Here is a 21,425-nt window from a genome sequence, read left to right on the forward strand (position 1 = left end):
AAAGGCGGTTCCGGATAGCAACGAAGTGCGCAGCATGCACGCTCTCTGATGTCCCCGGCCCCGGGAGATGGACCGCGCGCTCGACTATCGACTGAGGAGCACATCGCGGTGTCGAATCAGCTTGTGATACGCAACATGACCCGCTCCGAGCTGGACCAGCTCGTCGGCTGGGCTGCACGCGAGGGTTGGAATCCCGGCCTTCACGATGCCGAGCTGTTCTGGGCTACGGACCCTGAGGCTTTCATCGCGGCGGACCTTGATGGTGAGTTGATTGGCGGCGGTGCCATCACCTCCTACAACGGCGAATTCGGCTTCATGGGTTTCTTCATCGTTCGGCCCGAATATCGCGGACACGGCCTCGGCAATACCCTCTGGCACGCCCGCCGCGAGCGCCTCCTCGCTCGTTTGCGCCCAGGTGCGAGCATCGGCATGGACGGTGTCTTCGCCATGCAGGACTACTACGCCAAGGGTGGCTTCGTCTTCTCCCATCGCAACATGCGTTTTCGTGCCGAGATCCCCGAACGTACGGCATCCTCGCTTATTGACGGCGAAGACATCGTCCCGCTGGCTACCTTTGCGTTCGATCAGGTTCTCGATTATGACCGCACCTGCTTCCCAGCCTCGCGCCCGACCTTCCTGAGAGGGTGGATAGCCCAACCCGATGCGCTCGCCCTGGGTTGCCGGCGCCAAGGAAGGCTGAGCGGATTCGGCGTGGTGCGGCGCTGCAGCGAAGGCTGCAAGATCGGTCCCCTGTTCAGCGATGACGCCTTGGCGGCCAATGCCCTCTACTCGCACTTGGCAAGCTTCGCCGCGGGTGGCCCGCTGTTTCTCGACACCCCGGAGAACAACCGCGCCGCGATGGCGCTCGTGCACCAACATGGGATGAACGAGGTCTTCGGCTGCGCGCGCATGTATCTCGGCCCTCCTCCGGCTCTCGCGCACGAACGTGTCTTCGGCGTCACGACCTTCGAGCTGGGCTGATGTCCGCGCGCGATCTCGTCGGTTACGGCGGTTGTCCACCCCACCCGCGATGGCCGGGTGACGCTCGCGTCGCGGTTCAGTTCGTGCTCAACATCGAGGAGGGCGCGGAGTCGTGCATCCTCAATGGCGATGCCCAGTCAGAAGCCTATCTTCACGAGCTGCCTGGCCGCCCACCTCGCCCGGGAAAACGGGACTTGAGTGTCGAGGGAATGTATGAATACGGATCGCGCGCAGGCGTGTGGCGCATCCTGGAGCTGTTCAGCGCCCGTGGCCTGCCCCTGACCGCCTTCGCCGTCGGCCGGGCACTGGAACTCAACCCGCAGATCGGCCACGCGCTCCGCGCTGCCGGGCATGAAGTCGCCGGGCATGGTTACCGTTGGCTGGACTATCGCGACATCCCCGAAGACGAAGAGCGGCTCCATATCCGCCTTACCCTCGACGCGATCGAGCGGATCTGCGGCAAGCGCCCCACAGGTTGGTACACGGGGCGGGTCAGTCCGAACACCTGCCGCCTGTTGCGCGAAGACGGCGGGCTCCTCTACAGCTCGGACGCCTACAACGATGACCTGCCCTATTGGCTTCCAGGTTCGCCCAGACACCTGGTGATCCCGTACACACTGGTCAACAACGACGCCCGCTATCTGCTGCCGAACGGTTTTTCCTCCGGCGAGGACTTCTTCCAGCTGCTCAAGGATGCTTTCGACTTGCTGTGGCAGGAGGGCGCGCAACATCCGAAGATGATGAGCGTCGGCCTGCATGGCCGGATCAGTGGCCATCCAGCACGCGCGATGGCGTTGGCGCGCTTTCTCGATTACGTGCAAGGCCACGGCTCGGCGTGGATCTGCCGGCGAGAAGAGATTGCCAGGCACTGGATAGCCGAATTCCCCGCTTAGGGACGCCTCGATGAACACACCACGGTACCCTTTTCCCTTGTGATTCTAATCAGCGAGCACGGTCGAGCGCCCTGACTGCCTCGCTGCCGATTGCTTCCTGGCCTGACGCGAGCCCACCACTCTCGTGCTGTCGGCTCAGCCCTCGACCGCGATACCTATTGGCAAATCGTCGGCTGCTCACGCGCCTAAGTAATCCTGAGCTGCCAGATTACTTGATCCAGCCGCACCCTCAACGTTCCTGACGTTACAGATCCCGACCCACGATTGCCGGCTACGCCGCCAGATTGCGATGGAGCGTGGTCGCAACCCACGTCCCAGTTATAGCCCTCGGCTCAGCGTCCCAATATGCGAAGAAACTGTCCCGCCATGCCCATAGTATCTCAGCCTCAGTACCTACTATGACGTCATGGACCGACGAAGCAGCTCCCGTGGCGGGTTAACAGAGACCAGCTGCATCTACCGGATTTTTATATTGCACGCCGCCGCAAAGTACAAATTGGAGAGAACAATGACAAAAATAGCCGAAACCCAAGACACCACTTCAGCAGCGTCCCCTTCGGCCCCGGCCATCATCCGGTCTTCGGTGCGTCAGCATTCGATCAAGGTGGAGCTTTGCACGCCCGCCATCGGTGCCGAACTCAGCAACATCAGCCTGGTTGATGCTGCTCGTGACCCGGAAATGATCGCGGAAATCCGGGCCTTGTGGCTCAAGCACAAAGTGCTGTTCTTTCGAGACCAGGACATCACCCCTCTGGAGCAACAGCACTTCGCCGCGCAATTCAGCGAACTAGAAGCCCATCCCCTGGCGCCCAGCCATCCGGAGGCAGACAAGCTGCTGATGCTGTACCGCAATCTCGATCCGAGCAAGCCCAAGAGCTATGTTGAAAAGGCCAGCCGCGAAAATCTCTGGCATGCCGATGTCACCTATAAGAAGGCGCCGCCCCGCGGAGCGGTATTGCGCTGTGAACTGGGTCCGGACACTGGCGGTGACACCCTGTTTTCCAACATGGTGATGGCTTACGAAAACCTGCCACAGGCCATCAAGCAAAGAATCGACGGCATGTATGCAAAACATGGTGCCGAGCAGACCTTTGGCGCCCAGTTACCGCGTGAAGATCGTCTCGCCATGGCCCTGAAGACCCCCGCCGCTGAACATCCAGTGGTGCTTGTCCATCCCGAGACCGGCGAGAAGGTGCTGTTCGTCAATTCCGCATTCACCACCCATTTCTCGAACTTCTTCAATTTCGAGGACATCCGCTACGGCCAGGACTTTATGCCCGAGGCTCATCACCTGATGAACTACCTGACCTCCCAGGCCGCCATTCCGGAGTACCAGGTACGCCTGAAATGGCGCACCAACACAGTTGCCATGTGGGACAACCTGCAAGTGCAGCACTACGCGGTGGCTGACTACGGCAATGCGCCAAGAAAGATGCTGCGCGCCACCCTCGCGGGCTCCTCGCTTACCTGACCCTGACTGTCCGCCAGGGAAGCCAGAGCACCCGACCATCAGCGATGGTCGGGCGGTCCTGGCTACCGAAAAATTCTCGATCAGAACAAAAATCAACGGAGATACCTATGCTCTACGAACACGTCGACACCGCAGTCATCGATGGCGAATCCCTGCCGTGGATCCCGTTTACGCCTTATGCGGATAACGTCCTGCTGAAGTACTTCAAACTTGACCCGATCCGCGGTGAATGGATCGTCATGATGAAGGCGCCGATCGACATGCAACTGCCCAAGCACCATCACACGGGTACGGTGATGGTCTACACCTTCGAAGGCCAGTGGAAATACAAGGAGCATGACTGGGTCGCCGGCCCGGGCAGCATCGTGTACGAGACGGCCGGATCGACTCACACGCCGGAAGTCGTCAGCACCGGAAATGGCGACGGCTATGTGCTCACGCTGGTTCAGGTCAATGGCGATCTCGCGTTTCTGGATGAGAACGACAACATCGTCGCGCTCGAAAACTGGAAGTCCGGATTGAAGCGTTATCTCGCCTATTGCGAGCAGCATGACATCGCGCCGAAAGACCTCACGGCATTCAACTGATCTGAGTTCCAGGAGAACTCCCGGCATCCCTCGAATCAAGGGGGAGCCGGGAAAGTAAACCTGATCGCAAAAAACCAGGGGAGGGAAACAGGCTGTCGCGGTTCGCGGTCTTGACGCGGAATCTGACAGAGGTCCTTGGCCACCTGTCCGCTCCCCGATCACAGACTTATGAACGGAGCGATGCCATGCATGGCTTGATGATGCACAAGCAGCTGTTGATTTCCTCGCTCATAGAGCATGCCGATCGCCATCATGGCGATACGCAGATCGTGTCCCGCAGGGTGGAAGGCGATATTCATCGCTACACCTTCCGTGACTGCCACCGTCGCGCGCGCCAGATGGCCAGCGCACTGACCAGCTTGGGTGTCCAGCCCGCCGACCGGATCGGCACGCTGGCCTGGAACGGCTATCGTCACCTGGAGTTGTATTACGGTGTTAGCGGTATGGGTGCCATTGTGCACACCATCAACCCTCGCCTGCATGAAGACCAGGTCGCCTACATCGCCAATCACGCCGAAGACCAGTACGTCTTCTTCGACTTGACCTTTTTGCCGCTGATCAAGGCCATCGCTGGCCGCTGTAAGACGGTGAAGGCGTTCATCGCCATGACCGATCAGGCCCACATGCCGAAAGACGCCGGTATCGACAACCTGCTGTGCTATGAAGATCTGCTTCACCAGGGATGCTCCGACTATTCCTGGCCCACGCTCGACGAGAATGCCGCCAGCACGCTTTGCTACACCTCCGGCACGACGGGCCACCCGAAAGGCGTCCTGTACAGTCATCGTTCATCTCTGCTGCACACCTATGCCGCCGCATTGCCTGACGCCCTGAACTGTTCGGCGCGCGACGTCATCCTGCCGGTTGTGCCAATGTTCCATGTCAACGCCTGGGGACTTCCGTATATCGCGTGCATGGTCGGAGCCAAGCTTGTATTTCCTGGACCTGCGCTGGACGGCAAATCCCTGTTCGAGTTGCTCGAAGCGGAGCAGGTGACCCTTTCCGCCGGCGTACCGACTGTGTGGCAAGGCCTTCTGGGGCATCTGGAGGAAACACGCCAGCATTTCTCCAGCATGAAACGCACCATCATTGGGGGCGCTGCCTGTCCCACGGCAATGTTGCACAAGTTTCAGGAGATCTACGGCGTTGCGGTGTTGCACGTCTGGGGGATGACTGAGTTGAGCCCGATCGGAACCATTGGCACCCTAAAGGCCAGGCACCTTGATATGTCCCCGGCAGAGCGTAATGCCGTGCAATCCAAACAAGGCCGGGCAGTGTTTGGCGTCGACATGAAGATCGTCGGTGCGGACGGCCTGGAACTGCCTTGGGACGGCGCGACGTCGGGTGACCTGATGGTGCGTGGCCCCTGGGTGGTACGCGACTATTTCAGAAACGAAGGTGACTGTTCGCCGCTGCTCGAGCACGCAGGTCAGACATGGTTCCCGACCGGCGATGTGGCGACCATCGATGTGGATGGCTTCATGCAGATTACTGACCGCAGCAAGGATGTGATCAAGTCGGGTGGAGAGTGGATCGGTTCCATCGATCTGGAGAACATTGCGATGACCCATCCGTCAGTCTCTCAGGCAGCATGCATCGCCGCGAAACACTTGAAGTGGGACGAACGCCCCTTGCTGATCGTGGTCAGGAAAACGCAGGCAGCACTGACGCGGGAAGAACTGCTGGCCTTTTATGAAGGCAAGATTGCCAAGTGGTGGACGCCGGATGATGTGGTCTTCGTCGACACGATTCCACTGGGCGCTACGGGCAAGGTCCTGAAGAACCGGCTGCGCGAGCAGTTCGGCGATCATCTGCTGGTCAAGGCTGTCGGCTGAGCGTAGCAGGGAAACAATCAAGCCCTGTCCATGTGCAATGGCAGGGCTGACGTTGCGGCAGATGCCGATACTGTTCGCCCTGCCATTGCACCGACGATATCAAGGGGCTAAGCGTGCCTCTTGCTCACACGCCCTGTCGCTGAACTTCAGTTGCTCGAGAAACTCCAGAAGCAATTCGTTGACCTGAGCGGGGCTTTCTTCTGCGGCGCTGTGGCCCACACCAGGTAGTAGAACCTTTTTGCGCAATGCGGGTAGATAGGCGTCCATCTGGTCGTAGAGACCACGGATTTCGACCGGCTCCAGTGACGGGTCGGCAGCACCACCGATGAACATGCTCGGCTGGCGAACCACCGCACCGTCGAGAAACGCGGTGATTTCCCAGTTCCGGTCGCGACAGCGGTAGTAGTTCAGAGCACCGGTAAACCCTGTGCGCGTGTATTCAGCGACGTAGTAGTCGAGCGACCGTGCGCTCAACCATGACGGGAACTCCCCCTTCGGCTCAGTGAAGGCGTTGAGAATGGGCTCACCTGCCTCGACGAACAGGCGCCAGCGTTCAGCTCCGACAGCACTGCCGGAGATCGAATAGAAGACGCTGCGCAAGGTCTTGCGCGGATCACTGGCCAACTCACGATCCGGCTTATCGAGCTGCTGGAAATACAGGTGGTGATAGACCCTGCCTTTGGCCATTGCCTGCAATCCTACGGTCGGTTTGACCTTGCCGCGCGGCGGCACCGGTGTATTGAGCATCACCAGGCCATGGAACAGATCCGGTCGCAACATGGCCGCCGCCTGGGCCACCCAGGCGCCCAGGTCGTGCCCAATGATCACCGCGGATGTTTCGCCCAGAGTCGCCATCAAACCCACCATGTCGCCGACTGACTGACTCATGTCATAGGCTTCAATGGAATCGGGCCGATCTGTTTGCCCGAACCCCCGCTGGTCGGGGACGACGACCCGATAACCGGCCTCGGTCAACGCCACGATCTGACGTCGCCACATGTACCAAAGGTAGGGAAAACCGTGCAGCAGAATGATGAGCGGGCCCTGCCCCTCATCAATGTAATGCATGCGGATGCCGTTGAGTTCGGCAAAGCAGTGGTTGAATGCATCAGGGTCGTCGGCATCCACTTGAGCCTTTGCGGCGAGCGGCTGACCGATGCGCATGCGCGTATCCATTTTCTACCTCCATCTATTTTCAGTTGTGAGCCTGAAGGTAGCTTTGAGGGGGGCCCCGCACTGAGCTTCGCAGGACACAATCTTGTGAAATTGGGACAGAGCGAAAGCTTGTAGAGCTGCGTCTGCCGCCGCCAGCCTTGGTCCGCCAGCAGTGTCCCAATACGCGAAGAAATTATCCCACCACGCCCATGAGGCCACGGTCGTGCTCCCTACAATGGGATCGCGCTTCCTGCTCTGCAATACGCCGGACCAGGGTTGAAGATCGCTAGCGCTATCAGTAGTTCCACAAGCGCCGTCTTCTCGCTCAATACATCTTCGATGAAAAAAGAAACGCCGCCATCGGCCGAGGGAGATCCTATACATGCCCAAGCTAGTTCGCGCCGCCGTCTTGACCAAATACCTGGAAGTCACCCAGCACCTGGGATTCAACCCGCGCGACGTCATGGCAGTCGTCGGCCTGAGCAAGGCTCAGTTGCAAGCCCCCGAATACCGCATTCCCATCGATGCCGCCGTGCGCCTGCTGGAAGATTCGGCCGCCGCCAGCGGTTGCCAGACCTTCGGGCTGAGCATGGCCGAGTCGCGCCAGCTTTCTGATTTCGGTGTGGTCAGCCTGCTGCTCAGCCATCAGCGCACCCTGCGCGACGCCTTGCAGGTGATGGAGCGCTACCGTCATCTGATGAACGATTCGCTGGCAATCTACGTTGAAGAGGCCGGCAGGATGGTGATCATTCGTGCAGAGATGGTCACCGAATCCCTGCAACCCAATCGCCAGGCCACGGAGCTGGTCATCGGCGTGCTGTTCCGTCTGTGCTCGACACTGCTCGGCTCGCAGTGGCGCCCCTACAGCGTCAACTTCATGCACCAGCCGCCGGACAGCCTGCACCTGCATCGGCGGCTGTTCGGCTGCAATCTGGAGTTCGGCAGTGAGTTCAACGGCATTGTTTGCTCCGACGCCAGTCTCGGTATGATCAACCCCCATGCCGACCCGGCCATGGCCCGTTATGCCCAAGACTACATCGATTCGCTGCAGGGCGATGAAAGCACCTCGATGCTGTTCGAGGTGCGCAAGGCCATCTACTTGTTGTTGCCCATGGGGCGCGCCACCATCGAGCAGATCGCCCTGTCGCAGGGCATGAATGTGCGCACCTTTCAACGCCGCCTGCAGGACGACGGCTGTGCCTTTAACGACCTGATCAACGACGTGCGTCGTGACCTGGCGCTACGTTATCTGGAAAACCCGAACAACTCGTTGAGCCGCATCGCCGACATGTTCGGCTTCTCCATGGCCAGTTCCTTTACCCGCTGGTTCATCAACCAGTTCGGCATGCCACCGGCGGCGTGGCGTAGCGCGCAGAAACAGTCCGGTCCCACCTCAACGGACGCTGCTGCCCCCTCTCCTTTCTGACCCTTTCTGAGTACACGGCAAAAAAAACGGCGACTGCTGGTACAGTCGCCGCAAAAAACCGATGTTTGTGACACCGGTGGTGAGCTTCACTGTAACGAGGAGCCAGCCCAGTGAAGCCCTGCCATAAACCTGTGTGAAGCCTGTTTTCAGAGGCCCCAGTGCAGCAACAGCAGCACCAGCACGACCAGGAACACCGTCTCACCGACCATCAGCAGGATCGGTTTGATGCCGACCGCCGCCAGCTCCTTGAGCCGGGTCTTCATGCCTAGGGCACTGATGGAAATCACCAGGCACCAGCGCGACAACTCATTGACTCCACCTTGCACCGCCGGAGCGATCCAACCAGTGCTGTTGATGCAGGCCAGAATCAGAAATCCCACGGCGAACCATGGCAATAGCGGTGGGCGCTTGCCGGTCGGGTCGGCGCCTTGCATGCGGGTGATCATGGCCGCAGTGACGATCACCGGCAGGAGCATGGCAACGCGCATCAGCTTGACCACGGTGGCGGTGTCACCGGTCTCGGTCGACATGCCGTAGCCAGCGCCGACCACTTGGGCGACGTCGTGGATGGTGGCCCCGAGGAACACCCCGGCGATCTGCGGCGACAACGAGAACCAGTTGGCAATCATTGGATAGACGATCATCGCCAGGGTGGACAACGCCGACACGCCGATCACCGTGAACAAGGTCGCGCGTTCTTTCTGAGGATGATTAGGCAACGCCGCTGCCAGCGCCAAGGCTGCCGATGCGCCGCAGATGGCCGTGGCGCCACCGGTGAGCATGCCGAACAGCCGCGAGAAACCCAGAAACTTTGCGGCGATCACCGAGACAGCGATGGTCGCCACCACCAGGATCACCACCAGCGCCATCGGCTTCCAGCCCAGCGCCGCCATTTGTTCCAGGGTGATGCGCATACCCAGCAGAGCGACGCCGATGCGCAATACCGTGCGGGCGGTGAACTCGACGCCGACTTTGCAAGGACCGTCGTCGGCAAGAAAATTCAAGGCCATGCCCAGTAACAAGGCGAACAACATGACCGGCGCGCCGTAATGCTCGGACAAAAACGACGCGGCGGCCGCCACGATCAAACTGACGATAAACCCCGGTGCCAGTTCGCGCGTGCGGGTTTGGATATGGGTGAGAGCAATGGCGCTCATGGCGCGGACTCCTGGGAAAAGGTGGCAATGAACGCCTGGCCGTCGATGATCTCGGCCCGGTAGTTATTGACTTTGAGTTGGGTGGAAGTGAGCAGATAGCCGCTCTGTAAATGCTCCTCGGCCTGCGGGTACTTGCCAGCAGGCACGGGAATGCGTCGAGTCATGCCAGTCGCCGCTCGCGATCACTTTCGCGCAGCGCTTCGCTCATGGCGCCGCTGACGGGGTCAGTGACGCTATCACCCTGTAGCCGGGCAATATCTTTTTGGTAATGACACTTGGCATAAAAGAACACGGCCGCTGCCGCGAGACTGACCAAGGGAACCAATTGAAACGCGGCATGCAGGCCGATCAGGTCGGACACCCGGCCGGTGATGAACGGCCCCGGTGCCAGCCCCAGCAGGTTGTTGGCCAGGGTCAGCGTGGCGAACGCAGTGCCGTGGACCGAGTAATGGGTCAGATTGGCCACCATCGCCCCGCTAGGGCCGGTGGTGCCGGTGGCAATGAGCATGCCCAGGCAGATCAACAGAAGTTGCACTGGCCCCGCCTGCAATGCAAAAGCCGCGGACAACAGCAAGCAACTACCCAGGCAGAACGCGATGGCCAGGCTGACCTTGCGTTCCGGCGAATGGCGACACAGGCGATCGCTGAGCATGCCGCACAGAATCATCCCCACCCCGCTGCACAACACGATGAGCGCCGCCATGCCACCGGCCTTATCCGTGGGCATGTCGTAGTAGCGGTTGAGATAACTGGGAATCCACACCATTACCGTGCCGCCGACAAACAGCTGCAAACCACTGCCGACATAGGTGGCCACCACCGAACGGCTGGACCACAATGTGCGTAGCGGGCGCTTGACTGCTGCGGTGGTTTTGTTCGCAACCTGCGCGGCACGTTCTGGCGCAATGCGTGCTTCCTTGACGATGAGCGGATACAACGCCGCCAGCACCAGGCCAAATAACGCCATGCCGGCGAACGACCAGCGCCAGCCCAGCTTGGCGGCAATGGCACCGCCCAGGGCCATCCCCAGAACAGCGCCGAACAAGCCGCCGGCCATGAAAGCACTGGCCAAAGTGGCGCGCATATGTTTGGGGAACACCGAGATCACCACAGCGATGCCCACGCTACCGTAGGCCGCCTCACCGACGCCGACCATGAAGCGTGCGATGAACATCTGTTGATAATCCTGCGCCAAGGCGCAACCGAGGGTGGCCACACTCCAGAGCAGCGCCATCAACGCCAGGCTTTTGACCCGGCCGAAGCGGTCGGCCATCAACGACAGCGGGAACGTCAGCAGGCCCACCATCAGGGCAACAACGCCGCTGAGCAGACCCAGCTGACCATCGCTCAGCGCCCACTCGCTCTTGAGCAGCGGGAACACAGCGTTCAGCACTTGGCGAGACATGTAATCTGAAATCAACAGGCCGAACGTCAGTGCAAAGACGATCCAGGCGTATTGGCGCGCAATGCCGACTCCACCGGAGTCATCATCGTCGGCGGCGATTGGGTGAAAGGCCATGCAGCCTCCTCAATGTCTTTGTTTTATTGTTGTTATCAGCGTGTGGCCGTACGGCTTACGCGAATGTCTTCAATGCTCACACGCGGGAGCATCTCCATGGCCAGGGCCACGGTGTTGAATCGCAGAAGGTTTTTCGACGTGTATTTATTTCCACCCCCGCTATTTTCAGTAGCCTGAAGGTAGCTCTGACGGGGCATCCTGCACTAAGCTTCTCAGGACACAATCTTGCGAAATTGGGACACGAGGGAAAGCATGTATACCCTGACTCGAAGTGCCAGCCTTACCAACTATGAACAGATTGCCCGTTCAGTGGGGCTGGATCCATTTCGCATGCTGCGGATGGCCAAGTTGCCGGCCGGTGCCCTCGACGATCCGAACATCATGATCAGCAGCGATTCGGTCGGGTGGCTGCTGGAGGAGTCCGCCCGATTGTCCGGCCAGGAGGCTTTCGGCCTGCTGCTCGCCGAAAAGAGACACCTTTCCAACTTTGGCATGCTGGCGCTGCTTATCCGCGAAGAGCCAACACTGCGCGCGGCCTTGCAATCTTGCTTTCGCTATACGCGACTGCATAACGCCGGTGTGCAATTGTGGCTTGAGGATGTAGGCGATCTGACCCTGCTGCATGTGGGTGTGAACATGCAGGGCCATCATGGCGTCTGGCGCCAGGCGATCGAACAAGCAACCGGAATTATCCTGCGCACGTTGTGCATTCTGAGCGGTTATACCTTCCGGCCAGTAAGGGTCTGTTTCACTCACGAATGCCCTGCCATTCTGGAAGTGCACCACCGTGTGTTGGGAACCGCGATCGAGTTCTCTCAGGAATTCAATGCCATCGTTTGCCGCGGGCGCGACTTGAATATGGCCATCCCTGAGGCGGACCCAGCGCTGCATCGCGAAGTGAAGCGATCGCTGGACATGCAGTTGGCTAACCTGCGCGACGAGCCGACGCAACGGGTACGCCAGATCGTCAAGATGCTGCTGCCAAGCGGACTGTGTTCTGTCGATGCGGTTGCCCAGCATCTTGGCATGCATCGACGCACCCTTAACCGACACCTGGCAACTGAGGGTGAGAGTGTCACAACAATCATCAATGCCGTACGCGCTGAACTCGCCGAAGAGTATCTGGCCAACAGCAAACGCCGATTGTATGAGGTCGCCGAATTGCTCGGCTTTTCCTCTGCCGGTGATTTTTCACGCTGGTTTCGCAGCCAGTTTGGCAAGACACCTTCAGCCTGGGCCGCTTCCTACCGAGAGAGCAAGACGACGCCCCAGCCCCTATTGAGTAATTAGAAGGAGAGGTTCGGAGATCGACCTGCAGGCCTGCTTGCCAGCCACACTACGTGAGCCTGTCACATCCTCGACGATTCTGACGTCGCCATTGCGTCATAACCAGCGCGCAGTGTCCCAATACGCCAATAAATTGTCCCGCAATGCACAGGGAGCGGCTCTCATTGCCCCCACTATGGACACGCGGTCCCCGTTGTGCCGGGGCCAGAAACACCCGCGGGTATATGTATCCCGCCCCCACCGCACCCGAATAGATTGGATCAACAAAAATAAGCGCGGCCGTAAACCAAGGCACGACTTCATCTGCCATGTCCACGGCCCGGCTATAAACCATCGAAATGGAGACGGAATGCGAGTCGAACAACTGACCTGTGCCATCGGCGCAGAACTGCTCGATGTGAACCTGGGCGATGCTGTGCGCGATGATTGCCTGTTCAACGAAATTTATGCAGCGCTACTGAAACACAAGGTGCTGTTCCTGCGTGACCAGGATTTAGACAAGCTCTCGCGTCGCGATCACGAGGCATTTTCCATGCGCATGGGGCAGCTCGAAACTCACCCGATGCTCCCCAGTCACCCGCAAGCCCCTGGTCTGGTGCAAATCTACAAGACCCCGGAAAATCCGGCGGATCGCTACGAGAATGCCTGGCACTGCGATGCCACTTGGCGTGAATCGCCTCCGATGGGCGCAGTGCTGCGTTGCATCGAATGCCCACCAACCGGTGGTGACACCATGTGGGCCAACATGGTGCTGGCCTATGACAAGCTGCCAATAGACGTGAAGCAAGAAATCGACAGTTTGATCGCCAGCCACAGTTTCAACTCTTCTTTCGCTGCCGCCATGCCAAAGGAAAAGCGCCTGGCTATGAAGGCGCAATACCCGGATGCCGAACATCCGGTAGTACGTACCCATCCCGAAACCGGCGAAAAGGTGCTATTCGTCAACGCCTACGCTACGCATTTCGTGAATTACCACAGCCTGGGACGTGTCCGTGTAGGCCAGGATTACAACCAAAGAGGTGTCGACCTGCTGAAGTACCTGATTAGTCAGGCCTACAACCCCGAGTACCAAGTCCGCTGGCGCTGGAAGAAAAACAGCGTAGCGATATGGGATAACCGTTGCACCCAGCACTATGCAGTGATGGATTATCCGCCCTGCCATCGCAAGATGGAGCGCGCGGCCATCATCGGCGACAAGCCCTACTATAAGTAAATCGATCCAGAGCCGAGTGACGCTTCCGAGCGTCTCCTTTGGGTCGAAACTCGCAAGTCAAAACAGTCCTCCCAACGCTGCCGGCACCCAATTCATGATCACCAGTTCGCCACTGACCTCGGCCTTGCCCTGCCGCTGGTTGCTCGTGGTGTAGCGGATGTCCAGCGTTTCGAAGTGAAAGCCTTCGAACACCCGGCGAATGTCCGGGTGGTCGTTGATGCTGACCATCACCCTGCCCTTGCAGCGGCGCATGAAGTCGGCCATGCGTTCGTAGTCACCCTCCCGGACCATCAACCTGGCACTTCAAGCACGACTTTCTGCGGCGTCCCTGACGCCTTGGCCTTGCCCTCCTTGCCGCCGTTGCACTCAACCGACACCGTCCACCCGGACGGGGTGAACGTGTGATCCACCGACTCCACCAGGTACTCACCATCCAGCCCACGCTTAAAGCCTTGCTACTCGATCATGCATTCGGCAAACAGATGTCGCGATCGATATGTCGACGTTCACTGGAGATGACGTATGGCAAGAAACGACTCGAAGCGATTTTTAGCGCCGTCCGTCCTGCTAAGCTTTCAATATCTTGAATGGACTCTGGAATCACTCACAAAACTCAGTTGAGGTTGCGAAACGTGAGAGCCAGATTGATTGGGGCCACCATCATCATCGCGGTGATTGGAGTGACGACGCATAAGCTCATGGAATGGACATCTATCGAGAACGAGCGAAAGGATACGGTGTGCAAGGCAGCACAGCAGCATTTGAAAACCCTGGAAAGTCGAGCGCGTGCGATGGCTGCGGGACTGTCTATCGAAGCTTACGCAGAGGCCGAGAATACTGAGGTGGACAAATTGGTCAGCGCCCTGGATACCGCAAACAATGATGCTGAGGTTGAAGCTGTCATAGATGCACACGCTGCCCAGTTAGAGGCGAAAGACGCTGCAACCGATGCAGAATTGAAAAACCAAGGGCATCAGGTTTTTCTCGAACAGCAACTCAAAAAACAGCGCATAACCACTGATATCAAGCAAGAAATCAAACGCACCGAGAAGGCTGTAACTGAGGCCTGTGATTAGCGCTCGCTCCAAATTTCGCCCCCTCTAACCAAATACGCTCAAAAACGTTTTCACGCAGCCCGGGTCGTTTGTGGCCCTTCCTGACAGGCAGTAATCGGCAAATAACTGCCGTTGGCGACCGGTTGAATTCACAGCCAATAGCAGCCAATCCACTTCCACCACAAAACTGTTCGGGCTTTAGCAGGGATTTTATCTCGGCAAGTTCAATCCACAGAGAGCCTCATTCATGAAGCTTGTAGCTCAGTTCATTCAATGCATTAGTCCCCAATACATCACATTCGCCACATGCAAAGAACAAAACCGCACTAGACTTCTTCGTGGGCCTTAAACCCGTGCACGGTCATGCAATCGAGGGATGTGATTCTGTACGCAGTACCAAGGCTATTTACTCGGTAGTTATGCACCAAGGGTCAACGTTGCTGTGCGCTCAACACCTGAGCGGTTGACAACATCGATCAACGACTGAGAAAGGAAACCTGGTATGAAAAAGCTTTCGGATCACTTCAAGCTTTCCATCGCCTTTACCATGCTGATGACAATCAACGGTTTTGTCCAGGTTGCACTTCGTCTTACAACTGTGACTCAAAAGTCCAAACTCTCAAATCCGAGAAAGGAGCTGGCGATGAACAAAGGCTTTCAACTTGCTCCTTTAATTACCCTGGCGCTGGTCTGGCCCGAAATTGGCCTCGCCGTCGATAGCCAGGCAGAACTGGCCAAGCAGTCCCTGAACCCGGTTGCTGCGCTGTACAGCCTGCCGATTCAATACAACTGGAACCAAAATCTTGGCCCCACCAACAACGGTATTCAGACTGTCACCAATATTCAGCCGGTCCTGCCTTTCACTATCAACGACGAATGGAACCTGATTTCCCGCACCATCCTGCCGGTCATCGATCAGCATGGCCTGGTGTCCGGCGGGATTGCCGACAAGTCGGGTGTGGGTGACACCACCCAGAGCTTCTTCTTTTCACCCAAGCAGCCTACCGCCAGCGGCTGGATATGGGGGGTGGGTCCGGCCATTTTGCTGCCCACCGGCAGCAACGAACTGCTCAGCAATGAACAATGGGGGCTGGGCCCCACGGTGGTCCTGCTCAAGCAACACGACGGTTGGACCCGTGGCATTCTGGCCAATCACATCTGGTCGCTGGAAAACAGCCCGCCCGATGACAAGGAAAAGGTCAACCAGACCTTCCTGCAACCCTTCTTCAGCTACACCACCCATACCTACACCACCTTCGGCATCAATACCGAGTCCACCTACGACTGGCAGACCAAGGAGTGGTCTGCGCCGATCAACCTTTTTGTGACCCAGTTGTTCAAGGTGGGTCACCAACCCATGACCCTGCAATTTGGCCCCCGCTATTGGGTCGACAGCCCGGAGAATGGTGCCGAGGGTTGGGGGTTTCGGGTGGCGTATACGCTGCTGTTTCCCAAGTGAGCGTCGCGGCGGTAATTCAGACGCACCGCGTTGCCTGTATCGCTGGCAAGTCGGATCGCCGCACCGCAGCTCCCACATAGACTACCGTGCCCACCACGGCAGGATTACGTCTTGCGCTTGTGGAGCAGCCTGGCGCCAATTGCCAGTGCCGGGTCAATAATTGCAGACGCTCCCAACGTAGGGGAAAAACACCGGCTATAAACGCGGGGGCCATGAAGACTATCTGTACCACACCCGGGGCGATTCAGACCGTCGAGTTTGCCTGTGCCAAACAAGTACTTTTGATCTCCGCGGACTTAACGTCGTCTAGACTCAACCATCCACGAACTGACGTTCGCAGCACCGTAAGGCTGGAGGGTCATCATTACCAATTTTCGCATTTCGAGTGAAGTGCAGCGGTAGTCAGATGTAGCTGTACACCTATATCAATCGATAAAGGAACACGCTATGAGACTTAAACAGATGATGCTGGTGGGGTTGGCCACCAGTGGCATGATGCTGGGAGCGTCTTTACCAACGCTTACCCAGGCGGCCGATAAGAAACCCAACATTCTGTTCATCATGGGAGATGACATCGGCTGGATGCAGGTGGGCGCCTATCAGAATGGGCTGGGTTATGACACGACGCCCAACCTGGACCGAATTGCCAATGAAGGCGCCAAGTTCATGACCTACTACGCCGAGCAAAGTTGCACGGCAGGCCGCAACGCCTTCTTCACTGGCATGACCCCGTTGCGCACAGGCATGATCCCGCCGCAACTGCCTGGCAGCCCTTCCTACCTGCAGCCCGGTACACCGGCGCTTGCCAAGTTCCTGTACGATCAGGGCTACAACACTGGCGAGTTCGGCAAGAATCACCTGGGCGATCACCCGGATGCACTGCCAACCGCGCACGGCTTCCAGGAGTACTGGGGCTACCTCTATCACCTGGATGCCATGCAGCAGGTGAGCTTTCCGGACATCAACAAGAGCCCTACCCAGCAAGGCTTTGCTCCTCCCTGCAAAGTGGAGCCGATCCCCGGGGTGCCGCCGATGCCGGGGTCAGTGGACCCGAAGACTACCACTTGCTTGACGCCGCCGCGCCCGATTTTGGCCTGTACTTCCAAAGATGGCTCGTCGCAGAACCAGAATTGCAAGGATGAGGGGCCGCTCACGCTGGAGCGCTCGAAGACCGTGGACGAAGAAATATCGGCCAAGGTTATCGACTTCCTCGACCGCAACGATCCGAGGTCTACCAACAAGCCGTTTTTCGTCTGGTACAACCCGGCGCGCATGCATGTAACCACCGTGTTCTCGCCCAAGTATGAGGCCATGTTGGGTGAGCAAGGTGGTAACGACTGGGGCATCCAGGAAGTCGGCATGAAGCAGATGGACGATAATATCGGCCTGGTGCTGAAGAAGCTCGAAAGCATGGGGCAACTGGACAACACCATCGTGGTATTCACCACGGACAACGGTGCGCAAAGCCAGACATTCCCCGATGGCGGCATGACACCCTTCAAGGCCAACAAGCTGACGACCTGGGAAGGCGGCATGCGGGTTCCGGCGCTGATCCGCTGGCCTGGTCAAATCAAGCCAGGCACGGTGTATGACGACATCGTTGCCTCCTACGATTGGCTGCCAACACTGGTGGAAGTTGCTGGGGGTCCGAAAGGCAATGCACTCAACGAGCAGATCATGGCGGGCAAGTACCCGGGCATCGTCAAGACCAAGCTGCAGGGCGTCAATCAGCTTGACTACCTGACGGGCAAGTCGGACAAGTCCGCGCGTGACACCTTCTTGTATTACACCGGGGCTACACCGTCGGCCGTACGCTACAAGAACTGGAAGATTTACTTCACCATGGAAGGCTCCTCCGGCGCTTCAGCGCTGATGGGTCCACAGACATACGGCTGGGCACAAGTGCAAAACATCCGCAGGGACCCGTTCGAGCAGGCCGTGGGCGAGGAGCAGAAGTCGGTGTTGTCTCTCGGCGGTGCAATAGCCGCGCCGAGCACAGCCTATCTCTACAACTGGAACATGTTACCAGTGGGTCAGCAATTGTGGCTGCAGGAACTTGAATCCTTTGCAGAATTCCCACCCCTGCAGGCGCCGGAGTCCTACAACCTCACGCAGGTTCTGGAGCAAGTCAAGGCGATGAACAAGAAGGCTCCAGGCCAGTAGAAATGTGAAGTGAGGAAGCCAGGGCGCTCTTACCCTGGCTTTCTTCGCTGTCCTTGTTCGAATCCATCCCGGTTGTGTTGGGGAGGTGATGACATAGTAGGAGAAGCAAGGACCTGCTGACCAAAATCCCCGCCCCGACAGCTAGCCAGGCTTGTGCATTGCGCAGGACTCCCGAGAACCAGTAACAGTGCAGAAGCATGCCGTCTTCCACCGAAGAATGCCGCCGGGTCAGTAACTGTCCCGCGGGGCATCGATACTCGTCCGCCGATCTCTTCACGCGCCTGGTTCGCCATATTGCTGAGTTGCGCCCGGTCATTACCAACGTTGGTCACCTCATGGGCAATGATCAGATGTGCTTGTCGTCGACGGCTGTTTGTATGTTATAGCCAACCGTTCCGGTGCCTCGTCCGCTCATGGCCATTGAACGTGCATCTGGATCGGTAAGAGAGATTTGTTGGTCTGGACTGTCGTGAAGCTGCGCCCCGTTGTCCTTGCGAAAGTCAGCAATGATTTTGAAGTCAGGAGCCAAACGCCCCGTCAGCCACATCAACTCGACGTTGCGCTCGGCCTCACGCTCAAGCCGGCGGCGGCGGGACTGAATCCGATTGAGATAGCCGTAGATATAGATCTTCAGCAACAAGGTGACTTGCGTCCGAGTCTCACCTTCAATAAATCACTTCATGATCGCCCCCGCTACGATCTCGACGATCAGAAGATTAGACAATTGCAGGTGTTTTCACACAGCCTGGGCCAAAAGCGGCCCCTCACAGAAGTGAGAACTTTCTGTTTTCGGCCTGGTGGCAAAGCTCAATCTCTATGCGTTAGGCACGAATCAATACCCTCGATAGCCATCTGAAGCTTCTGTCTTAGCAACGGGAGTTCTGATGCAGTCAGCGCAAATAGTCTCCCTGCCATTCCAAGAAAGGCAGCCAGGGCAAGGTCAGAGTGCTTGACCAGTGCTACTAAATGCTCGCCTCTCGGTCCATTGTTTCCGGCCATCCAATTCTTAACTGTCCTCTCGTTCGCATTCGTCCAGCGCATAAGTGTTTTTGTCGCCTGATGCGTTCCACCAAGCTCCATATGAAGAGCTCTAGCCATTCCAGCTGCGTGCTGTTTTTGTGCCAGAAAAGAATTGCCCGTTTTCGTGAACATTTTTCCCCCCCGGTCTTCTACCTTCTTTAGAGCTATTTCAAAAACTCAGTGACTGATCACGGCTTTGATTTCGCCCTACTGGCCGTCGGATCAGGTCGAGGATGTTGGCGACGCATACGCTCACTGGTGCGGGAGAGGCTCACCATGAATCAAGCACGACCTTGTCAGAGAGCCCAACAAAGTCTGGGTCACCGACATCACCTACATCCGAACATATGAAGGCTGGCTGTATTTGGCCGTGGTGCTCGATCTGTTTTCACGCCAAGTCATTGGCTGGTCAATGAAGTCACAAATGACTAGCGACTTGGCCATTGATGCACTGCTGATGGCAGTGTGGAGGCGTAAGCCGAAGCAGGAGGTAATGGTTCACTCTGATCAGGGCAGCCAGGGCGGATTCAACCGGTCGTCGCAACACCTTTGATCGAGGTGTTTATGGGACGACCTGCAGGCTGGATGCAGAAGTTAACGGGGCGATTCAATAATGGCCGGCCCGATCCGTGTTGATCGAGCCTGCCCTTGGTATCAGCGGTCGCATATTGTCTGATACGCGACCCGCTCACACCCGTACTTAACGCAACTGAAACCAGGTGGTTTTCAGTTGTGTGTATTTATCAAACGAATGCAGCGATAGATCGCGACCGAAGCCTGACTGCTTGCCTCCGCCAAACGGCACCGACACATCCAGCGCGTCGATGGTGTTGACCGAGACAGTACCGGCATTCAAGGCGCGGGCCACACGGTGCGCGCGGTTCAGATCATCGCTCCACACCGACGCAGCCAGTCCGTAGATGCTGTCATTGGCTTGCTGCACCGCCTCTTCCTCAGTGTCAAAAGCGCTGACCGCCAGAACCGGACCGAACACTTCATCCCGTGAAATGCGCATGCCGCTGGTCACGTCACCAAAGATCGTCGGCTGAATGAAGTTTGAAGAACCATTGATGCTCAATTGCTCGCCACCGGACAGCAGCGTGGCCCCGTCAATACGTGCCTCTGCGACCGCTTTCATAATTCGGCTGGTTTGCTCACTGTCGACGATTGCCCCAGCAGCGCTCCCAGGGTTCAGTGGATCACCGGGCACCCACGCACGCGACTTGCTGATCAGCCGTTCGACAAATTCGTCATGGATGGAACGTTGCACGTACAGGCGGGAATTGGCCGAGCACACTTCACCCTGGTTGAAGAAAATACCGAAGGCGGCCTTCTCCGCAGCCAGGTCCAGATCCTGACAGTCTTCAAACACCAGGTTCGGGCTCTTTCCGCCGCACTCCAGCCAGACCTGCTTGAGGTTGGACTGCGCCGAGTACTGCATAAAGTACTTGCCTACCTGAGTGGAGCCGGTGAACACCAGACAATCCACGTCCGGATGCAACCCCAGTGCCTTGCCGGCGCTCTCGCCGAGGCCCGGTACCACGTTCAGCACGCCCTCTGGAATGCCTGCTTCCAAGGCAAGCTGAGCCAGACGCAGGGCCGAAAATGGCGATTGCTCGGCGGGCTTGAGTACCACGCTGTTGCCGGCCGCCAATGCAGGCGCTAGTTTCCACGCTGCCATGTCCAGCGGGAAGTTCCACGGCACTACTGCGGCAACTACCCCCAAGGCTTCCCGCGTGATGGTGGCCAACGCATTCTGGGCGGTAGGCGCGACCTGATCGTAAACCTTGTCGAGCGCTTCGCCGTACCAGGCGAAGACGTGGGCGGCGCCGGGCACATCCACGTTGTAGGCATCCATCACCGGCTTGCCCATGTTCAGCGAATCGAGCAGCGCCAGCTCTTCGCGGTGCACCATCAGCAACTCGGAAAGTTTGATCAGGATTTTCTTGCGCTCGCCGGGGGACATACGCCGCCAAGGGCCTGCATTGAAAGCCCGGCGTGCGGAGCGCACTGCCAGGTTGACGTCTTCTTCGCCGCATGCGGCAACACGCGCGAGCAATTGATTGGTTGCAGGGTTGATGGCGTCGAATGTCGCTCCGGATATCGACGACACTGGCTGGCCGCCGATCAAGGCGGTGTCGATGAAGGATTGGCGGGCAACACGCTGCTGCCAGTAGTTAAGGTCGAACACGTTGTACTCCCAC

The 21,425-nt window shown here is 58.1% G+C and carries 17 protein-coding genes and 4 pseudogenes; 12 read left to right on the forward strand and 9 right to left on the reverse strand.

What is annotated here, in order from left to right:
• Positions 1-108 precede the first annotated feature (108 nt).
• From ACWGZX_RS30585 to ACWGZX_RS30605, 5 genes are all read left to right on the forward strand, one after another.
• Positions 109-981 (forward strand): GNAT family N-acetyltransferase, encoded by an 873-nt coding sequence (locus ACWGZX_RS30585; RefSeq protein WP_452626736.1) that lies wholly within the window; start codon positions 109-111, stop codon positions 979-981.
• Positions 981-1,874, forward strand: a complete 894-nt coding sequence (locus ACWGZX_RS30590; RefSeq protein ID WP_452626737.1) for a polysaccharide deacetylase family protein — start codon at positions 981-983, stop codon at positions 1,872-1,874. The genes ACWGZX_RS30585 and ACWGZX_RS30590 overlap by 1 nt, the downstream gene beginning before the upstream one ends.
• A gap of 598 nt (positions 1,875-2,472) precedes the next feature.
• Complete coding sequence (locus tag ACWGZX_RS30595; protein WP_452629092.1) at positions 2,473-3,345, forward strand: TauD/TfdA dioxygenase family protein; 873 nt, start codon at positions 2,473-2,475, stop codon at positions 3,343-3,345.
• Positions 3,346-3,452: 107 nt separating this feature from the next.
• Positions 3,453-3,932: a 2,4'-dihydroxyacetophenone dioxygenase family protein gene (locus tag ACWGZX_RS30600; RefSeq protein ID WP_452626738.1), complete on the forward strand. Its 480-nt coding sequence runs from the start codon at positions 3,453-3,455 to the stop codon at positions 3,930-3,932.
• Positions 3,933-4,117: 185 nt separating this feature from the next.
• Entirely contained in the window at positions 4,118-5,767 is a 1,650-nt protein-coding gene (locus ACWGZX_RS30605) for a 3-(methylthio)propionyl-CoA ligase (protein WP_452626739.1), read from the forward strand.
• A 99-nt stretch (positions 5,768-5,866) separates the two neighbouring features.
• On the opposite strand, the gene ACWGZX_RS30610 is transcribed toward ACWGZX_RS30605, so the two are convergent.
• Positions 5,867-6,943: an alpha/beta hydrolase gene (locus tag ACWGZX_RS30610; protein ID WP_452626740.1), complete on the reverse strand. Its 1,077-nt coding sequence runs from the start codon at positions 6,941-6,943 to the stop codon at positions 5,867-5,869.
• A gap of 361 nt (positions 6,944-7,304) precedes the next feature.
• On the opposite strand from ACWGZX_RS30610, the gene ACWGZX_RS30615 reads away from it, so the two are divergent.
• Positions 7,305-8,348 carry an AraC family transcriptional regulator gene (locus ACWGZX_RS30615; protein ID WP_452626741.1) on the forward strand — a complete coding sequence of 348 codons (1,044 nt, stop codon included), beginning with the start codon at positions 7,305-7,307 and terminating at the stop codon, positions 8,346-8,348.
• A gap of 146 nt (positions 8,349-8,494) precedes the next feature.
• Here ACWGZX_RS30615 and ACWGZX_RS30620 read toward each other — a convergent pair whose 3' ends face one another.
• Genes ACWGZX_RS30620 through ACWGZX_RS30630 form a run of 3 tightly spaced genes read right to left on the reverse strand, consistent with a single transcriptional unit; the run spans position 8,495 to position 11,024 of the window.
• Positions 8,495-9,505 (reverse strand): YeiH family protein, encoded by a 1,011-nt coding sequence (locus tag ACWGZX_RS30620; protein WP_452626742.1) that lies wholly within the window; start codon positions 9,503-9,505, stop codon positions 8,495-8,497.
• A complete protein-coding gene (locus ACWGZX_RS30625) occupies positions 9,502-9,669 on the reverse strand; it encodes a hypothetical protein (protein WP_452626743.1) in 168 nt (55 codons plus the stop codon). Before ACWGZX_RS30625 ends, ACWGZX_RS30620 begins: the two co-directional genes overlap by 4 nt.
• The gene (locus ACWGZX_RS30630; protein ID WP_452626744.1) at positions 9,666-11,024 is read right to left on the reverse strand and encodes an MFS transporter; all 1,359 of its coding nucleotides are present in this window, start codon (positions 11,022-11,024) and stop codon (positions 9,666-9,668) included. The genes ACWGZX_RS30625 and ACWGZX_RS30630 overlap by 4 nt, the downstream gene beginning before the upstream one ends.
• Before the next feature lie 252 nt (positions 11,025-11,276).
• Between ACWGZX_RS30630 and ACWGZX_RS30635 the strand changes: the two genes are divergently transcribed.
• Positions 11,277-12,314: an AraC family transcriptional regulator gene (locus ACWGZX_RS30635; protein WP_452626745.1), complete on the forward strand. Its 1,038-nt coding sequence runs from the start codon at positions 11,277-11,279 to the stop codon at positions 12,312-12,314.
• Positions 12,315-12,660: 346 nt separating this feature from the next.
• Positions 12,661-13,524, forward strand: a complete 864-nt coding sequence (locus ACWGZX_RS30640; RefSeq protein ID WP_452626746.1) for a TauD/TfdA dioxygenase family protein — start codon at positions 12,661-12,663, stop codon at positions 13,522-13,524.
• 57 nt (positions 13,525-13,581) lie between these two features.
• On the opposite strand, the pseudogene ACWGZX_RS30645 reads toward ACWGZX_RS30640, so the two are convergent.
• Both ACWGZX_RS30645 and ACWGZX_RS30650 read right to left on the reverse strand, forming a co-directional pair.
• Positions 13,582-13,800, reverse strand: a pseudogene (locus tag ACWGZX_RS30645) (DNA adenine methylase); the annotation flags it as partial.
• Between the two features lie 14 nt (positions 13,801-13,814).
• Positions 13,815-13,979, reverse strand: a pseudogene (locus tag ACWGZX_RS30650) (phage late control D family protein); the annotation flags it as partial.
• A 192-nt stretch (positions 13,980-14,171) separates the two neighbouring features.
• On the opposite strand from ACWGZX_RS30650, the gene ACWGZX_RS30655 reads away from it, so the two are divergent.
• The 3 genes from ACWGZX_RS30655 to ACWGZX_RS30665 all read left to right on the forward strand — a co-directional run bounded on the left by ACWGZX_RS30655 (position 14,172) and on the right by ACWGZX_RS30665 (position 18,201).
• Entirely contained in the window at positions 14,172-14,600 is a 429-nt protein-coding gene (locus tag ACWGZX_RS30655) for a hypothetical protein (protein ID WP_452629093.1), read from the forward strand.
• Positions 14,601-15,222: 622 nt separating this feature from the next.
• Complete coding sequence (locus tag ACWGZX_RS30660) at positions 15,223-16,038, forward strand: transporter (protein ID WP_452626747.1); 816 nt, start codon at positions 15,223-15,225, stop codon at positions 16,036-16,038.
• A 447-nt stretch (positions 16,039-16,485) separates the two neighbouring features.
• Positions 16,486-18,201: an arylsulfatase gene (locus ACWGZX_RS30665; protein ID WP_452626748.1), complete on the forward strand. Its 1,716-nt coding sequence runs from the start codon at positions 16,486-16,488 to the stop codon at positions 18,199-18,201.
• A 172-nt stretch (positions 18,202-18,373) separates the two neighbouring features.
• Here the strand turns inward: ACWGZX_RS30665 and ACWGZX_RS30670 are convergent.
• Both ACWGZX_RS30670 and ACWGZX_RS30675 read right to left on the reverse strand, forming a co-directional pair.
• Positions 18,374-18,841: pseudogene (locus tag ACWGZX_RS30670) on the reverse strand (transposase); the annotation flags it as partial.
• 167 nt (positions 18,842-19,008) lie between these two features.
• Positions 19,009-19,353 carry a hypothetical protein gene (locus tag ACWGZX_RS30675; RefSeq protein WP_452626749.1) on the reverse strand — a complete coding sequence of 115 codons (345 nt, stop codon included), beginning with the start codon at positions 19,351-19,353 and terminating at the stop codon, positions 19,009-19,011.
• A gap of 163 nt (positions 19,354-19,516) precedes the next feature.
• On the opposite strand from ACWGZX_RS30675, the pseudogene ACWGZX_RS30680 reads away from it, so the two are divergent.
• Positions 19,517-19,741, forward strand: a pseudogene (locus ACWGZX_RS30680) (DDE-type integrase/transposase/recombinase); the annotation flags it as partial.
• Positions 19,742-19,921: 180 nt separating this feature from the next.
• Here ACWGZX_RS30680 and ACWGZX_RS30685 read toward each other — a convergent pair.
• Complete coding sequence (locus ACWGZX_RS30685; RefSeq protein WP_452626750.1) at positions 19,922-21,412, reverse strand: aldehyde dehydrogenase; 1,491 nt, start codon at positions 21,410-21,412, stop codon at positions 19,922-19,924.
• Positions 21,413-21,425: the final 13 nt, after the last annotated feature.

The sequence above is a fragment of the Pseudomonas sp. CLCA07 genome, assembly GCF_053615335.1.

Coding starts and splice junctions, on each gene's coding strand:
- ACWGZX_RS30590 (WP_452626737.1), top strand. CDS start 981: ATGTCCGCGCGCGATCTCGTCGGTTACGGCGGTTGTCCACCCCACCCG.
- ACWGZX_RS30630 (WP_452626744.1), bottom strand. CDS start 11,024: ATGGCCTTTCACCCAATCGCCGCCGACGATGATGACTCCGGTGGAGTC.
- ACWGZX_RS30610 (WP_452626740.1), bottom strand. CDS start 6,943: ATGGATACGCGCATGCGCATCGGTCAGCCGCTCGCCGCAAAGGCTCAA.
- ACWGZX_RS30675 (WP_452626749.1), bottom strand. CDS start 19,353: ATGTTCACGAAAACGGGCAATTCTTTTCTGGCACAAAAACAGCACGCA.
- ACWGZX_RS30640 (WP_452626746.1), top strand. CDS start 12,661: ATGCGAGTCGAACAACTGACCTGTGCCATCGGCGCAGAACTGCTCGAT.
- ACWGZX_RS30635 (WP_452626745.1), top strand. CDS start 11,277: ATGTATACCCTGACTCGAAGTGCCAGCCTTACCAACTATGAACAGATT.
- ACWGZX_RS30615 (WP_452626741.1), top strand. CDS start 7,305: ATGCCCAAGCTAGTTCGCGCCGCCGTCTTGACCAAATACCTGGAAGTC.
- ACWGZX_RS30605 (WP_452626739.1), top strand. CDS start 4,118: ATGCATGGCTTGATGATGCACAAGCAGCTGTTGATTTCCTCGCTCATA.
- ACWGZX_RS30660 (WP_452626747.1), top strand. CDS start 15,223: ATGAACAAAGGCTTTCAACTTGCTCCTTTAATTACCCTGGCGCTGGTC.
- ACWGZX_RS30620 (WP_452626742.1), bottom strand. CDS start 9,505: ATGAGCGCCATTGCTCTCACCCATATCCAAACCCGCACGCGCGAACTG.
- ACWGZX_RS30665 (WP_452626748.1), top strand. CDS start 16,486: ATGAGACTTAAACAGATGATGCTGGTGGGGTTGGCCACCAGTGGCATG.
- ACWGZX_RS30625 (WP_452626743.1), bottom strand. CDS start 9,669: ATGACTCGACGCATTCCCGTGCCTGCTGGCAAGTACCCGCAGGCCGAG.
- ACWGZX_RS30600 (WP_452626738.1), top strand. CDS start 3,453: ATGCTCTACGAACACGTCGACACCGCAGTCATCGATGGCGAATCCCTG.